Origin of the sequence: Arenibacter certesii DSM 19833 (genome assembly GCF_000429545.1) — a bacterium.
In the GTDB taxonomy this organism is placed as follows: domain Bacteria; phylum Bacteroidota; class Bacteroidia; order Flavobacteriales; family Flavobacteriaceae; genus Arenibacter; species Arenibacter certesii.
Map to the genome: position 1 here is coordinate 211,795 of NZ_KE386914.1, position 16,241 is coordinate 228,035.

At 39.4% G+C, this 16,241-nt stretch carries 11 protein-coding genes; 7 read left to right on the top strand and 4 right to left on the bottom strand.

What is annotated here, in order from left to right; all coding sequences use genetic code 11:
* Positions 1-11 precede the first annotated feature (11 nt).
* Entirely contained in the window at positions 12-2,720 is a 2,709-nt protein-coding gene (locus G466_RS0119740) for a putative LPS assembly protein LptD (protein ID WP_051315798.1), read from the top strand.
* A gap of 525 nt (positions 2,721-3,245) precedes the next feature.
* Positions 3,246-3,629 carry a RidA family protein gene (locus G466_RS0119745; RefSeq protein ID WP_026815158.1) on the top strand — a complete coding sequence of 128 codons (384 nt, stop codon included), beginning with the start codon at positions 3,246-3,248 and terminating at the stop codon, positions 3,627-3,629.
* Here the strand turns inward: G466_RS0119745 and G466_RS0119750 are convergent.
* The 4 genes from G466_RS0119750 to G466_RS22850 form a co-directional block, all read right to left on the bottom strand.
* Positions 3,619-4,470 (bottom strand): N-acetylglucosamine kinase, encoded by an 852-nt coding sequence (locus G466_RS0119750; protein ID WP_026815159.1) that lies wholly within the window; start codon positions 4,468-4,470, stop codon positions 3,619-3,621. The two genes, G466_RS0119745 and G466_RS0119750, sit on opposite strands and share 11 nt — an antisense overlap.
* A gap of 82 nt (positions 4,471-4,552) precedes the next feature.
* Positions 4,553-5,554 carry a type I glyceraldehyde-3-phosphate dehydrogenase gene (gap, locus tag G466_RS0119755; protein WP_026815160.1) on the bottom strand — a complete coding sequence of 334 codons (1,002 nt, stop codon included), beginning with the start codon at positions 5,552-5,554 and terminating at the stop codon, positions 4,553-4,555.
* A 23-nt stretch (positions 5,555-5,577) separates the two neighbouring features.
* Positions 5,578-6,564, bottom strand: a complete 987-nt coding sequence (gene pfkA / locus G466_RS0119760) for a 6-phosphofructokinase (protein ID WP_026815161.1) — start codon at positions 6,562-6,564, stop codon at positions 5,578-5,580.
* 193 nt (positions 6,565-6,757) lie between these two features.
* A complete protein-coding gene (locus G466_RS22850; protein ID WP_051315799.1) occupies positions 6,758-11,158 on the bottom strand; it encodes a translocation/assembly module TamB domain-containing protein in 4,401 nt (1,466 codons plus the stop codon).
* Positions 11,159-11,186: 28 nt separating this feature from the next.
* On the opposite strand from G466_RS22850, the gene tsaD reads away from it, so the two are divergent.
* From tsaD to G466_RS0119790, 5 genes are all read left to right on the top strand, one after another.
* Positions 11,187-12,209, top strand: coding sequence for a tRNA (adenosine(37)-N6)-threonylcarbamoyltransferase complex transferase subunit TsaD (gene tsaD, locus G466_RS0119770; protein WP_026815162.1), 1,023 nt, complete (start codon positions 11,187-11,189; stop codon positions 12,207-12,209).
* 54 nt (positions 12,210-12,263) lie between these two features.
* Positions 12,264-12,971, top strand: a complete 708-nt coding sequence (locus G466_RS0119775; RefSeq protein WP_026815163.1) for a 16S rRNA (uracil(1498)-N(3))-methyltransferase — start codon at positions 12,264-12,266, stop codon at positions 12,969-12,971.
* Positions 12,972-13,130: 159 nt separating this feature from the next.
* Positions 13,131-13,784 carry a DUF4159 domain-containing protein gene (locus tag G466_RS0119780; RefSeq protein ID WP_026815164.1) on the top strand — a complete coding sequence of 218 codons (654 nt, stop codon included), beginning with the start codon at positions 13,131-13,133 and terminating at the stop codon, positions 13,782-13,784.
* Positions 13,785-13,941: 157 nt separating this feature from the next.
* Entirely contained in the window at positions 13,942-15,042 is a 1,101-nt protein-coding gene (locus tag G466_RS0119785; RefSeq protein WP_026815165.1) for an AI-2E family transporter, read from the top strand.
* A gap of 73 nt (positions 15,043-15,115) precedes the next feature.
* On the top strand, positions 15,116-16,228 hold the full coding sequence (locus G466_RS0119790) for a class I SAM-dependent methyltransferase (RefSeq protein ID WP_308427448.1): 1,113 nt from the start codon (positions 15,116-15,118) through the stop codon (positions 16,226-16,228).
* The last annotated feature ends 13 nt before the right edge of the window (positions 16,229-16,241 follow it).

The window sequence follows — 16,241 nt, forward strand, 5'->3', positions numbered from 1 at the left end:
GATATCTTACTTTGCAATCAAATAAACATCATCTACTTTTCCTATTGCTCCTTTTATTTGGTGCATTTACCATCACGGCCCAAGAAGATAAAATAATCCCCTTGCCCATTGCTGGCTATAGCGACACCATTGTTGCCCCACTTATTCCTGATCCGAAATTAAAGGATGCTGCCGCTTTGGCCGATTCTACTAAAATTGATTCTACCAGTGGTTCACAAGCCCTCTTGCTAGATAAAATTAAGTACAAGGCGAAGGACTATGTGAAAATGAGTCAAAAGGAGAAGAAAATCTATCTATATAATGAAGCAGAGCTCTACTACCAAGATACAGAGCTAAAGGCAGGTATCATTATAATGGACTATACAAAAAATGAGGTCTCCGCGGGCCGAATAAAGGATTCTCTAGGGAATTACACCCAGTTACCTTATTTTAAAAAAGGCACCAATGTGGTAATCCCAGATTCCATTCGCTTTAATTTTGATACCCAAAAAGCAATTATCTGGAATTCCAGAACAGAGCAACAGGCAGGATTGGGACAATTGGGTAGTGATGCCATGAAAGTATATGCGGAAATCACCAAGAAAGAAAACGATTCTGTCTATTTCTTGAGCAAGGGGAAACTTACCACCTCCAAAGACACCATAAATCCCGATTACTATATTAAGATCAATAAAGCCAAATTTGTCCCTAAGAAAAAGGTAATCGCAGGGTTCAGTAATTTATATATTGCGGATGTGCCTACTCCTATAGCACTTCCTTTTGCCTACTTCCCTTTAACCGTAGGGAGGACCGCAGGGCTAATGATGCCTACTTTTGGAAGTGATCCCAGCAGGGGCTATTTTTTACAGAATGGAGGTTACTACCTGCCTATTAACGATTATGTAGACCTTACCCTTACGGGAGACCTGTATACAAACGGGAGTTATGGATTTAGGACCCAATCTATTTACACCAAGAGATATAAATATAGGGGGAACGTCAATTTTAGGTATGAAAACCTGATTACGAGTCAGAAAGGATTTAGCGATTATAGTAGGAGTACTATTTATAATATTCAAGTTTCCCATTCCCAAGACCCTAAGAACAATCCCAATTCCAGGTTCCAAGCCTCTGTAAACCTTGGAAGCAGTTCTTACTACCGGAATTCACTTTTACAGCAAAACCTGCCCAATACCCAGGTAAACAACCTATCATCCTCGATTTCCTATTCCAAGACCTTTCCGGCCTATCCGTCGGTAAATATGAGCCTTACGGCGACACATAACCAAAACACCAACACAGGAGTGGTAGATCTAACCTTGCCCACCTTGCAGGCAAGTATGGAACGTATATATCCCTTTGCCCGTAGGGAAGGCATAAAAAAAGGCATTATCCAAAACGTAAACTTCCAATACAACCTAAATGCCAGGAATAGCATTCGAACCACGGAAGAGGATTTTATGACCGCCAGGATGTTCAATGAATCCAAATTTGGAGCTCGAAATACGATCCCCTTGAGCACCAACTTTAAGGTAGCCAAGCATTTTAGTGTGAGCGTAGGAGGATCTTATGAGGATGTTTGGGCCATTGAAACCTACAGACGCGCCTGGGACCCAGAGAATAAAAGAACGGTTATTACCGATACCATCAGTGGGTTTGATCGCTATAACAAATACAATCTGAGCACCAGTGTAGGAACCACCTTATACGGTACCTTTAATTTTGGGGAAGATAAAAAGATACAGGCCATTAGGCACGTTATGAGACCTTCCTTAAGCTACGGCTACACACCTTCTTTTGATCAGTTTTATGACAGTTATATAGGCGCAAATAACGAAGAACAATTTTACAGTAGGTTTGAAGGTACTCTTAATGGAGCCCCAGGAATGAACAAATCCAGCTCCATGAGCTTCTCCCTAGGTAACCAGCTGGAGGCTAAAGTCCGCAGTAAGGATTCTACCGCTACCGAACCCAAAAAGATTTCCCTGCTGAGCAATTTAAACTTATCTGCAGGTTATAATTTTGAAGCAGACTCTCTAAAACTGAGCCCTTTAAATATTAACGGGGGTACCAATATCTTAAACAATAAGATGGCTATTAACTTCGGCGCTAGCCTAGACCCTTATGCCATTGATAATAATGGCACTAGGATCAACACCTTTAATATAGATAACGGCGGAAGCCTCTTTAGGCTTACCTCGGCAAGAGCAAATATTAGCTACTCTATAAGCAGTGAGACTTTTGGAAAGAAAGACGCCAAGGAAGACGACGATAAGGATGAGTATGATTATGTGGCATCTAGTGGTGGTAGGGACGATGACCTTTTTGGAAAGGCCGAGGATTTTAATAACCGACCGGGGGACGACAGTAAAGGTTCTGATGAAATAGAAAACCCCTACTACGGCACTAAATTACCATGGGACCTACGGATGTCTTATGCCGTTAACTACAACAATTTTAACCGGCAAAATGCTATTGGGAGTCATGCCCTTATGTTCTCGGGTAACATTCAGTTATCTCCCAGATGGAAGGTTGGTGGATCCTCGGGATACGATTTTAAAAACCAAGGTTTCACACTAACCCAACTTCGATTTGAAAGAGACTTAAAGAGTTTTAGGATGAACTTTAACTGGACCCCTTTTGGTACTTACCAGCGTTGGTATTTCTTTATTGGAATCAAGAGCTCTATCCTGCAAGATCTTAAATGGGAAAATCGTAGTAGACCTACCCGAAGGAGGTAAGGTTAGCAGAATGGCTGGAAGCGGCTATTCAATTCCTTTTTTTAGTTACCTTACTTTATCATGAAAACACTCAAATTTATGTTCGCTGAAGTTCAGGTTATCCCACCCGTCCTAGGGAGGTATTCAATACTAATTCTAAGTATTAAAATAGTAAACGAGTAAAAAAAACTCATGCGTATTAAAACTAAAGGAATACTGTTCCAGAATTAGGATGTTACAGGCTTCAACTAAACAAATCTAACTGCTTACTACTAGCATCTCAATACCAGTCCAACTGATCACTGAACACATTGCTCATTGTTTATTGAACAGAACGAATTGCGAATTGTTTATTGTTAATTGCTAATTGTTAATTGTTAATTGTTAATTGAACAGATCAATTTGTGAATTAATTGGACCTAAATCTAAACTAGAATTTTAATTTTGTTAGCTTAGAGATTATAGAAGAAACAAGGCTTTATAACTAGAACGATTGGTAAAGCTGGATTACATAACATTGAAAAATTAAAATAAACTACACTAAAGATGAAAAAAATTATCAACACCAAAAATGCGCCAGCACCTATTGGACCCTACAACCAGGCAGTACTAACAGGGAATACCTTATACATTTCCGGTCAGATACCCATTGACCCCAAAACGGGGGATTTGGTAGAGGGCGACATTAAAAAGGAAACGAAGCAATCTATGGAAAATTTAAAAGCCATTCTTACCGAGGCAGGAATGACTTTTGAAAATGTTGTTAAGTCGTCGATCTTTGTAAAAGACATGAATCAGTTTGCCCTGATCAACGAGGTGTATGGCACCTATTTTAACGCTGCAACCGCACCAGCAAGGGAAACGGTTGAGGTAGCTAACCTACCTAAATTTGTAAATGTTGAAATTTCTATGATCGCTATTACAGATTAGCTCTATGAAATTCGACTAGACCTTCTATAGGTCTTTGTCTAATAACGCCAAGTACTAGATCGTTTCTTTCTATTACCGCAGTAAGCTCATCGCGTAAGTAGTGCGCAATACTGCCCACAAAGCTAACGGGTACCTTGGTAGCAAGCTCAAATTGCATAATGTAATTGTTTACAAACTGCTGAAAACCTTTATCGATCACCCCTCTACTGTAGGGGTGGTCTTTATTTTCCACAATAAATCTGGCAAATGTGGCCAAATAGGTATTGGGATTAGGTTGTTTGTATAGGTTCTCCTTGATGACATCCGCATCTAGATCATACTCATTTTCAAACTTGGTCGCCAAGTCTTTTGGGATCTTATTAAAATAGTAATCGCGAATCAGTTTTCTACCAAAAAAGTTACCGCTCCCATCATCCATTGGAATATACCCTAAGGAAGTCACTTTTTGATGCAATCGCTCCCCATCGTAATAGCTACAGTTAGATCCCGTACCTAAAATACAGACTATACCATGCTGCCCAACTTTTGTAGTGGCAAAAATAGCGGCATAGGTATCTTCCTTCACCTCGGCCTTTGCATTGGGAAAGAAATCCTTAAAAATATCCCCCAAAAATTTTTTCATCCTATCGGTCCCGCAACCTGCCCCATAAAAAAACAAATGGGTAACCCTTTCCCTATTTTTAGAAAGCTCAAAGTTATTGGCCAAACGGTCTTCTATTACAGGTCTGGTCAATACTTCTGGACTAAGTCCAAGGGTTTGAGTCATGAATAACTGGTCTCCCTTCTCATCCAAAGCGATCCAATCCGATTTTGTAGCGCCACTATCAACTATCAATATCATAAAACAAATGTATTAAGCAAAAATCCTGAAAATAAACAGATGTTCACTTTCAGGATTTCATTATTTATTACTGAACTTTATATTAAAGAGAATGAACATGCTCAGCAAGATCTACCAACTTGTTGGAGTATCCAGCTTCGTTATCATACCAAGAAACAATTTTAAAGAATTTAGAATTCAGCTCAATTCCTGCTCCTGCATCAAAAACACTGGTTCTCACATCTCCGATGAAATCCTGAGAAACTACAGCCTCATCAGTATATCCTAAAATACCTTTCATTTCTCCTTCAGAAGCGGCCTTAAAGGCTTTTTTAATTTCTTCGTAAGAAGTTTCTTTTTCCAATCTAACGGTTAAATCTACAACAGATACATCTGCAGTGGGTACTCTAAACGCCATTCCTGTAAGTTTACCTTCCAATGATGGAATAACTTTAGTTACCGCTTTAGCAGCACCAGTAGACGCAGGGATAATGTTTAATAAGGCACTTCTACCGCCTCTCCAGTCTTTCCTGGAAGGACCATCAACAGTCATTTGCGTAGCTGTGGTAGCATGAACCGTAGTCATTAACGCTTCCTCAATTCCAAAATTGTCGTTCAATACCTTTGCCATTGGAGCAAGACAGTTCGTAGTACAAGATGCATTGGAAACAATATTATCCGATGCTTTAACATCTTTATGGTTAACTCCCATTACAAACATAGGGGCATCACTAGAAGGTGCAGATATAACTACTTTCTTAGCACCTCCATCAATATGGTACTGTGCTGTTTCCAAGGTAGTGAAAATTCCGGTACATTCCGCAACGATCTCGGCTCCTACTTCATCCCACTTTAAGTTTTTTGGATCTCTCTCAGCAGTAATTCTAACCGTTTTACCATTAACTACCAAGTGACCATCTTTTACTTCAACGGTACCATCAAATTTCCCGTGTACGGAATCGTATTCCAACAAATACGCTAAATGATCAACATCTAACAAATCGTTGATTGCAACTACCTCTACATTATCTCTTTTGGCAATGGCTCTAAAAACCAATCTACCTATTCTTCCAAAACCGTTAATTCCTACTTTTAAATTTGACATTTTTCTTCTGTTTTAATTTGTAATTATGTTGTCATGATTTCTGAAACTCGCAAGAGTTCCTTATCAATCTTCGTATGTCCTTTTATTGCTTTGCTAATCGGTGTCAAAGTAATCGTATTATCCTGGATGCCCACCATTAGGTTGGTCTTCCCTTCCAATAACGCCTCTACTGCCTTAACCCCCATCCTGCTTGCTAGTACCCTATCGAAGCAAGAAGGTGAACCTCCACGTTGCATATGACCAAGTACCGATACACGCACATCATAGATAGGCAAGTGTTTCTCTACGTACTCTTTAAGTTCAAATACATTGTTTCCGGTCTTATCTCCTTCTGCCACCACCACGATACTAGATGATTTTCCAGATTCTTTACTGCGCTTAAGCGATTCCAATAACCTTTCCAATCCCAAATTTTCTTCGGGAATTAAAATTTCTTCTGCGCCCGCACCTACTCCAGCATTTAATGCGATGTGACCAACGTCCCTTCCCATTACCTCTACAAAGAAGAGCCTGTTGTGGGAACTAGCGGTATCCCGAATCTTATCTATACACTCCACTGCCGTATTCAAGGCAGTATCAAACCCAAGCGTATAGGTAGTACCGAAAATATCGTTATCTATAGTTCCTGGAATTCCAATAATAGGAACACCAAACTCCTTGTTAAAGGTTAAAGCACCTGTAAAACTACCATCGCCACCGATTACCACAAACGCATCTATCCCAGCTGCCATTAGCTGATCGTATGCTTGTTGACGCCCTTCTTTATTTCTAAAAGGCAAGCAACGGGCCGACTTAAGTATGGTCCCTCCTTTATTGATTATATTATTTACACTGCGCGCATCCATGACTTTAAAATCACCTTCCATCATGCCCTCGAATCCTCTATAGATACCGACACATTCTATCTTTAAATACGCACAAGTACGAACTACTGATCTTATTGCAGCGTTCATCCCTGGGGAGTCTCCCCCCGATGTCATAACACCGATTCTTTTTATTGTTGAAGCCATTAATTTTTTAAAAAAGCAAAATTAGCAAACTTATTTCAATTAATACAGGACTTTAGCTTTAATTTGACGAATAGATAGCACTAAAACGTTTTCGTTGCATACTATTCTTCAGATTGTTAAATTCACAATCAAAATTGCAGTAAAAGTGATAAATTACCCCTAATACGAATTCAATTTTCTAAGCCGATTAAACTTAGTTTTCCCTCCCTAAAATTTTACGCAACAAAGCCCTAAAACTATCAAAATCGACTTGGTAAGAAAGCCCCACTCCCTGCGTATATCCTTGGCGGTCTGCTAGGAATTGCTGGATTTCATTTTCCCTATTGAATATCTTAGCACTTAGGGTGCCTTCCTCATTCAGCAAGACCTGCACCTCTACATCACCCGCTACTACGGTTTCGGAAACTCCACCTACCGGAACCCCAACCCTACCGTTCAATAGAATCCTATCGCTTATTTGGGTAGATAAGGTAACCCCAATCCTGTTTTCGGTCTGTATATCCGTACTCTTATCAAAAATCCCCTGCTCATAAGAAAGCCCAAGGTTTAACTTGTCATTATCACCAGCTAAAACGGAGTTCAGTAAGCCAGAGGCCGACTGTAACAAGTTGCCAGTTACTGCCTGTTGGTTAATTCCCGTTTGCTCATTTACAAAAGATCCTTGTGCCAATAAAAACAAAGCGTTTCTCTCAGCAATAGTTGGGTCTTGCAACCTATATTCCAATTCCGACTTTACAATGGAGTTGGTTCCTGGGAAATCTATTCTCCAATCTATAACCGGACTCTCCAATTCCCCAGTTAAGCGCACCACTACATCTGTAGGAATACGGCGGGTATAACCGGGATTATCCAACAATGGGGCCGGATTCGCGTTTAGGGAATAGATGGCTTCCATGTTCAATTGCGCTGCTAAAGGCTCCCTTTCCCAAGTAATGTTCCCACCAGGTTTTACTTTAAAGGTCTTATCTATAATACCTCCAAACATATAGTGGAACTCTCCCGTTACCACCACAAAATCCCCATACATATTAAACTTCCCGTTGGTATTGATCTCTATAAACAGAATCCCCACTCCGGTACCTTTTAAAGAGCTTCCCGTTTTGGTATCCACTACTATTTCTACCTCCGCTTCTGGTGTAACATCCAGGTTAAACGCCAACTCTAACCCCTCTACATCCCTAAGAACGCGCTGGGAAGTTGCTTCCCCTTCTTCTTTCTTTCCTACAAAATTGATAAAAGAAAAATCCCCCACACTGGCTACGTCGCTAATCGGAATTTTAAGGGAGGTACCCCTAGCCGTCTCCCCATCTACTTTAATGGTTAAGGCATGGGTAGGACCATAGATCCTTCCCTTTCCATTTAAATATCCCGTACCATAGTAAAGCACCTCTTCTTCAAAGGGGGTATTCAATATTAAAAACCGATTTTTCTCCGTGTCTACGTTCAGATCCAAACTCCAGTCCTTAAATAAGTTATGGGTTATAGTCCCATCTAAAGTAGCACTTGTCTTCATGGCGATATCCGTCAGCTTCACCTTTTGAAAGTTAAAGGTCTGGTCATTGAGCCTAACTTTCGAAAAAGGTGCAAAACTATAATCTACGTTTAAATAGGGAATGGCTATTCCCGCTTTATCTAAACTTAAGAGTCCGCTCATATTGGGATTCCTCAACGGACCTTTTAACTGCGCACTTCCTCTTAAGAGTCCGCGAATGTTCGTAATAACACCTTCTCCCAGCGGACTAAATGGTTCTAGATTAAAGTCGTTAAAATCTACTATCAGATTAGCCTGCGGCTCTTCGTCCTTTTCATCAATAATATTACCCACCACGCTAAGCTTCTCTTTCCCATCTTGAACCAAAGAGGAGTTCACCACAAAACTTGTTAAGTCTTTATTACCAACTATCCCAATACCTAGATCACCCAAAGGAAAATCATTGATACCAAATTTAGATATCTTTAGACTAGAGGATGGCAGATACACATTGTCTTTCTGAAGAAGATTAAGTGTCCCATTTACCTGTCCCATTAATTTAAGACTGTCTATCTCCGGGGTAATCTTTTCTAGGGATACCGAACTGAACTGTAGCTCCACATCTTTAAAGGTAGAATCTGCCAATTGCCCTCTTAGCCTAATCTGCTCCCTATCCCCATGGTTCATCACCATTTCTTGGATAACAATACTATCTAGCGAACTGTTGATGATCACTTTATTTTTAGTGTTCCCTTCTTTGTTCAATATCCACTTGTTCCCCTTAAAACTGATATCAGAGGTCTTAAGACCGATGACCGATTTCTTCTCCTTATTAAAAGTGTGGTAAAAGTTTAAGTTATAACTATCATTAAAATTGCTTCCCCCCTTAAATTCCGTCCTAAAGAACAGTGTATCCTTTAATGTGGTGTTAATCAGATTAAAATCTTTTACATTATAATAAGGAGTAGCCATATCCCCCACCGAAATATAGGTGTTAAACAAGGGGTTTTTATTATCTATCTTAACATCAATACTATCCATTTCGTTACCATAGGCCATGATGCTTGGGGACTTAAAATTCAATTTAAAGTCGCCCTCATCTGCAATAATATTTCCTCGGATAAAAGTATTGGGATCAAACTTTACCTCTGGGAAAAACACATCTACAATTTTGTTGTATATCTTAAAATTAAAGGTGAGACGTTGGTTTTTTGATATTTTGTACGGCTTGTAATTGGTATAGATACTCCCTAGGGAATTTTGCAACAACCGCCCCATTTCTTTCACCTTAAAATTCCCTTTTAAATAACCCGTAATAATGTCCGGGGAATTTATATCGATTACCCTAGTGGTATCGTTTTCAAAAGTGGAGGATATTTTAAAGTCGTCAAAATAATAGGTATCATTTACATTTTGAAAAATGGTTTTACTGAAGTTGATATCCCCAGCAATATTGTCCAGTGAACTGCCGGTTATATCCATAACAATATCTCCCTTAAAAATGGAAACACTATCTTTTATAAAATTCAACTTCTTAAGATCGGCATAATCTACGGAAGCTATAAAATTGAAATTATTCCTATTTTCTTCAAAATCTGCCAACCCCTTAAACGAAAATTTTACATGCTCATCATTACTCAAGAGTGAACCATCAAACAGCTGTTCTTTTAATACCCCAGATACTTTTAGGTTCTGATAGTTGTACCCATTAAATTCTAAGGAATACACTTCCCCTATCACTTCGGTATTCAGATTTTCCTTTACAAACCCCTTGCCTTCCACATTAAAATCGAGATTGGTTATCCCTACTTTTTCGCTCTCTATCAACTCTCCAAGATCAAAATCTATCAAAGCAACGAACCCCTTATAGGAAGCGTTGTCTATATGATCTATATCCGTTAGCTCTAGATCCACATAACTATTCCCTATCAAGGTGTTGATATTGGACCTAGTCTTTATGGAAGATTCGGTAATATTTGCATCCCCACGAATGGTGAATTGCCCCAGTCTCTCTATTGACGAAGGAAGCACATCCCCTAAAATATTGGGCAACAACGCCCGAATTTCATAATAACTAGAGGTTACATTCCTCATCTCGGCATTGAGGGAAAACTTACCTTCGGGATTAAAAAGATTCTTGAAGTTAAAGTCGCCCCTAATCCCAGTATCATCCATATTCAAAAACATCCTGGTAATATCTAGGTCATTCAAGACCCCATCTATCTTAGAGGAAAAGAGGACAATCTTATCACTCCCAAACTGGTCGTACAGGAGATTTATTTCATTTAGGGCCACGGTAGACTCTACAAATTCGGCATCTACATTCACCTTGTTCATAAAATCGGCCAGATCTTCACGCTCATAATTAAATACTACATTTCCCGATAACTGGGACTGCGGGGTTTTTATAGCTAGCGAATCAAAGCGCATTTGCTCCTTGGTATATTTAAATTGAGTGTTCATTTTATCAACGATCACCCCTCTTCCACTCCTAAAGGACATGGCTTTGATATTGGAAACCACATCTGGCCCTGTGATACTGAAATTACCTGCAGAAATATTAAGGTCATTAAAATGCAACATTTCCTCCGTCTCCTTGTTCTCATCTATCATTTTGAACAGACTATTGGAAATTTCTACGTTGGAAGAAGAAAGGAAGAAAGGGGGCGACTCCGGATCCCTAGGTTTCTTATCATCCAACTTATCAATAAAAACCTCTAGGTTAGTACCGCTCTCGGCCTTATATGTTTTAAGTTTAAAGTTTAACCCTTCTACATAGATATCCCCAAACTCCAATTTTCCTTTCACAAGATTCCCAACGTTGAGAATAGAGGTCTTTAAATCTTTTATATAAAAAAGGGTGTCCTGCTTATAGTCCTCCACATAAACCCCCTTCAGGGACGTGTCCCAAGTAATTAAGGACAACCGCATGCGATCAATATTAATATTGGTCCCGTACTGCTTATTTATTGCTGCAGCGGCATATCTAGCAAAACCTGTCTGTACAATGGGCAGGGTAAGCAGCAAACTTCCCATAATCCCCATAAGGAGGAATACCAAAAATACTCTGACCAGAAATTTTCTTAATTTTTTGATAGGGCTTAATGTTTTACCTTTGTACATTCAATTTTTATTCCAAATTCCAAACTAAGTGGAAAATAAAGCTATATATATTCTCGCCATAGAATCTTCCTGTGATGACACCTCGGCGTCTGTGATGTGCAACAATAGAACCCTAAGCAATGTTGTGGCCACACAAAAAATCCATGAGGAGTACGGAGGGGTAGTCCCCGAACTCGCTTCAAGGGCGCACCAACAAAATATTGTTCCCGTAGTACACCAAGCCTTAGCTCTGGCAAATATCGATAAAAAACAGTTATCTGCCATAGCTTTTACCCGCGGACCAGGACTAATGGGATCTTTATTAGTAGGGACCTCTTTTGCCAAGTCGCTTTCCCTCGGATTAAACATCCCTTTAATTGAGGTAAACCACATGCAAGCCCATATTTTATCGCACTTTATTGAAGAAGAAAATTATAAGATTCCTACCTTCCCATTTATTGCTATGACCATTAGCGGTGGACATACCCAGATTGTTTTGGTGAAAAATTATTTTGAAATGGAAGTTTTGGGGGAATCCTTAGACGATGCCGTTGGGGAAGCTTATGATAAAAGCGCAAAAATATTAGGTCTTCCCTATCCTGGGGGACCTTTAGTGGACAAATATGCACAATTGGGCAATCCTAAGGCATTCCCCTTCCCGAAGCCTAAAGTAGATGGACTTAATTTTAGCTTTAGCGGATTAAAGACCAGCATTCTCTATTTTATACAACGGGAAACCAAAAACAACCCTAACTTCATAACAGAGAATAGGAATGACATTTGCGCTTCCATTCAGCATACCATTGTAAATATTTTGATGGATAAATTAAAGAAAGCAGTAAAGCAAACGGGCATAAAACAAATTGCAATAGGGGGTGGAGTCTCAGCCAATTCGGGGGTTAGAAAGGCCCTAGCAGATGCAGAAAACAAATGGGGGTGGACAACATACGTTCCCAAATTTGAATATTGCACAGATAACGCTGCGATGATAGGAATTGTAGGATACTTAAAATACAAGGAACACGATTTTTCAGATCAGGATATTACTGCCCAAGCCCGGTATATTCTTTAGACAATTTACTACTAAAATAGAGCCGACAACAATTACAAAATCCCATATCACTAGATGCAACTTTTTTACCATCCAGATTTAGACGATACCACTATCGACTTTTCCTTCCCTCCAGAGGAGAGTAGACATATTTCCAAAGTATTGCGAAAAAAACCAGGCGATATATTACATATTACCAATGGTAAGGGGATTATATTTGAGGCGGAGATCAGCAGTGCAAACCATAAAAAATGCGAAGCAAAAATAAGCTCAAAAACTACCTCTCCCGAAAAGCCTTATAGGCTGCACATGGCAGTAGCTCCCACAAAATTGAATGATAGGTATGAATGGTTTTTGGAAAAGGCCACTGAAATTGGAGTCCATGAAATTACTCCGGTTATATGTGATCATTCTGAACGCAAAGTCATAAAAAAGGAACGGATGGAAAAGGTATTGCAATCCGCCATGAAACAATCACTTCAAACCCACCTTCCTAGGTTAAACGATGCTATCCCCCTGAACGAATTCCTAGAGAAGACCCACAGCGGAGAGCTCTTTATAGCGCATTGTGAAGTAGATCAAGTGAAGAAGGAGTTATACCATACCCTATCCCCTAAAGAGGCTACAACGATCTTAATTGGCCCTGAGGGCGATTTTTCACCATCAGAAATAGATTTAGCACTACGTAAAGGGTTTAATCCAATAGCTTTGGGGGAAACGAGATTGCGGACCGAAACAGCTGCTGTAGTCGCCTGCACTACGGTTGCAATGATAAACCTATAGCTTTGACCGTCCAAAAATAAATTACCACTAGAAAAGGCATCATGGGCAATTTGGCCTCTTTCTCCGAATATTTAATTTTGTTTTTAACCAGTTTACGCAGGACAGAAAATATCTAGATTAATATTGCTAAATTTGAGAGGATAAAATTCTGGGACCCAAATGAAACACCGAAGTACTTTTGTTTATCTCGTTTTACTTTTTCTATTCACTTCTCCCACAAACGGCCAAGAAATTGCCGTTTTAAAATATGGGGGCGGTGGAGATTGGTATGCTAACCCTACCTCACTACCCAACCTAATCGGTTTCTGCAATCAAAATATAAACACAAAATTAAATCCCAAGCCGGCAACAGTTGAAACTGGCAGCTCCACTATATTTCAATATCCCTTTCTACATATGACCGGACATGGGAATGTGTACTTTTCAGATGAAGATGCTAAAAACCTAAATAATTATCTTCTTGGAGGCGGATTCCTCCATATAGATGATAATTATGGGATGGAGCCCTACCTCAGGAAAGAACTGATAAAAGTATTCCACAACAAAGAATTAATTGAACTAGGTGCAGATCATCCTATCTTTAACCAACAGTATCAATTCCCGAGGGGACTTCCCAAAATACACGAACACGATGGGAAACCACCACAAGCCTTTGGCATCTTCCATGAAAATAGACTGGTACTCCTTTTTACCTATGAAAGCGACCTAGGAAATGGCTGGGAAGACCAAGAAGTGCACAACGACCCGCAAGAGGTAAGGCTTAAAGCACTAGAAATGGGTGCAAACATAATTTCTTATGTTTTTAAAAACTAACCTATGAATTGAGCATGACCGTAAACGGGTCGCAGGTAACAATATATTTGCGAACTGGACTGCCGCCAGGCAAAGTTTACCTATCTGTACTGGAGTTTACCTGCTGATAGGCAGGCGCAGTTAAAGTAAGATCATTAAAAACATTAACTATGTACACATGAAATCAAAAACAATAGCCAATGGTATCCTGAGGGCAGTTGGCGTTATTACCGCAATAGTCCTTTTAGCCTATTTTTTATATCAAATACAATCTGTAATCGCATATATCCTTATTGCGGCAGTTGTGGCCCTAATAGGTAGGCCCGTTGTATTTTTCTTGAAAAGAAGATTAAAGTTTCCAAACATCCTAGCGGTTACGGTTACACTGCTGTTGATCATAGGCATATTTGCTGCTATAGTAGCCCTTTTTATTCCTGTAATCACCCAACAGGGAAAAAATCTGGCTTTATTGGATTTTGATGAATTGCTCAATAGCCTCAACTCTGTTTATAATGATGCAATACACTATTTTGGAGGTCAAGGTGGCGGCAATGAAGAAGTGATCAAGAAAACCGATATCGGAAGAAATATTAAGGAAGAATTACAAACTGGACTTATACCCAATTTTTTAAATGCTTTTATGACCTTATTCAGTGATATTAGCATTGGACTCTTTTCTGTATTATTTATCTCCTTCTTTTTTCTTAAGGACAGCAATCTTTTACAAAACGGCTTACTGATTCTAGTACCCCAAAGCAAAGAAGAGAAGCTTGTTAATTCCATGGAGAAAATTAAGAATCTCTTGTCGCGTTATTTCGTGGGACTCCTCGTTCAGATATTTATTCTCTTCTCTATTTACAGTATTTTACTCTTGCTAATTGGCTTAGAAAATGCCATAATAATCGCCTTCTTTTGTGCGATATTCAACATCATTCCATACTTGGGTCCAATCATTGGTGGAGGACTTATGATAGCGCTGACAATAACCAGTAATATGGATGCTAATTTCGTCAATGAAATCCTCCCAAAAACAGGCTATGTTTTAATAGGTTTAACGATAGGACAGTTGGTAGATAATTTCTTCTCTCAACCTATTATTTTTTCCAACAGCGTGAAGTCGCACCCCCTAGAAATTTTCTTGGTAATCATCATCGCAGGATTGCTTTTCGGGATTACAGGAATGATCATTGCCGTACCCGGATACACCGCAATAAAGGTTATTTTAAAGGAATTTTTGTCCGAAAATAAAATTGTAAAATTCATGACTAAAGACTTATAGCAAAGCTTTGAATAAAGATATATTAAATACTGGTACACAAGATTTTATAAATAATAATTTAACAACTGACACGATGTCAGTTCTGCTAAAAGACCACGGTTTTGAAGGGGTAACCTCCAAAGAGATCGTTCAGCAGATAGAAGCGAAAAATAAGTGCAAGGAAAAGCTACCCACATGGTTTAAAACCCCACTTATCTATTACCCAGAAAAGCTGCATATAGAGCAGACCTCCTCCGAGGCTACCGCACAATATAAGGCCGAAATCAGTAGCGGAAAATCGCTCTTAGACGTCACTGGCGGACTAGGCGTAGACAGCTATTATTTTAGCCTTAGAATCGACCGAGTTATACACAGTGAAATTAATCCAAAACTAGCCGAAATTGCCGCTTATAATTTTAAAGTTTTAGGCAGGGATAACATCAAAACATTGACTACGGATGGGCTGGAATTTTTAAAGAATTCGGACTCCCATTTCGACTGGATTTATGTGGATCCTTCTAGGCGCAATAATGTCAAGGGAAAAGTATTTATGCTAGCGGATTGCCTACCCAATGTTCCTGAAAATTTGGACTTGCTTTTTGCTAGCGCAAAAAATATCATGATTAAAACTGCACCGCTTCTAGATATTTCAGCGGGTATTTTGGAGTTGAGATCTGTAAAGGAAATTCATGTTGTCGCCCTTAAAAATGAGGTGAAGGAATTGCTTTGGATCCTAGAAAGAGGGTGCCAGGGCGAGATAGAAATTAAAACCGTGAACCTTACCTCCACAGAAAGGGAGACGTTCAACTTTAAATTAAACAACGAAGCCATAGCATCTCCTGGTTATTCGGATCCTCAGAGTTATCTGTATGAGCCAAATTCCGCTATTCTAAAATCTGGAGCCTTTAAAACTATAGCCGAAAGCTTTGGAGTAAATAAACTGCACGAACATTCGCACCTATATACGAATAACCAGCTTTTGGATTTCCCAGGGAGACGGTTTACCATTGAAGGAGTCTTCCCCTACCATAAGAAAGCCATTAGTAGTCTAGATATAAGTAAAGCGAATATTACCACTCGGAATTTCCCCGTCTCGGTAAGCGATATTAGAAAGAAGTTTAAAATTAAGGATGGAGGAACAACCTATTTGTTCTTCACAACGGATATGCATGGAAACAAAATAGTGCTAAACTGCGCAAAAGTGTAATTGGATAGCCATT

What these genes read in the sequence shown, in the direction of transcription:
- G466_RS0119790 (WP_308427448.1), top strand. Translation starts at nt 15,116, where the DNA reads ATGTCAGTTCTGCTAAAAGACCACGGTTTTGAAGGGGTAACCTCCAAA.
- gap (WP_026815160.1), bottom strand. Translation starts at nt 5,554, where the DNA reads ATGTCAAATTTAAAAGTAGGAATTAACGGTTTTGGAAGAATAGGTAGA.
- G466_RS22850 (WP_051315799.1), bottom strand. Translation starts at nt 11,158, where the DNA reads ATGTACAAAGGTAAAACATTAAGCCCTATCAAAAAATTAAGAAAATTT.
- G466_RS0119775 (WP_026815163.1), top strand. Translation starts at nt 12,264, where the DNA reads ATGCAACTTTTTTACCATCCAGATTTAGACGATACCACTATCGACTTT.
- G466_RS0119745 (WP_026815158.1), top strand. Translation starts at nt 3,246, where the DNA reads ATGAAAAAAATTATCAACACCAAAAATGCGCCAGCACCTATTGGACCC.
- G466_RS0119785 (WP_026815165.1), top strand. Translation starts at nt 13,942, where the DNA reads ATGAAATCAAAAACAATAGCCAATGGTATCCTGAGGGCAGTTGGCGTT.
- pfkA (WP_026815161.1), bottom strand. Translation starts at nt 6,564, where the DNA reads ATGGCTTCAACAATAAAAAGAATCGGTGTTATGACATCGGGGGGAGAC.
- G466_RS0119780 (WP_026815164.1), top strand. Translation starts at nt 13,131, where the DNA reads ATGAAACACCGAAGTACTTTTGTTTATCTCGTTTTACTTTTTCTATTC.
- G466_RS0119750 (WP_026815159.1), bottom strand. Translation starts at nt 4,470, where the DNA reads ATGATATTGATAGTTGATAGTGGCGCTACAAAATCGGATTGGATCGCT.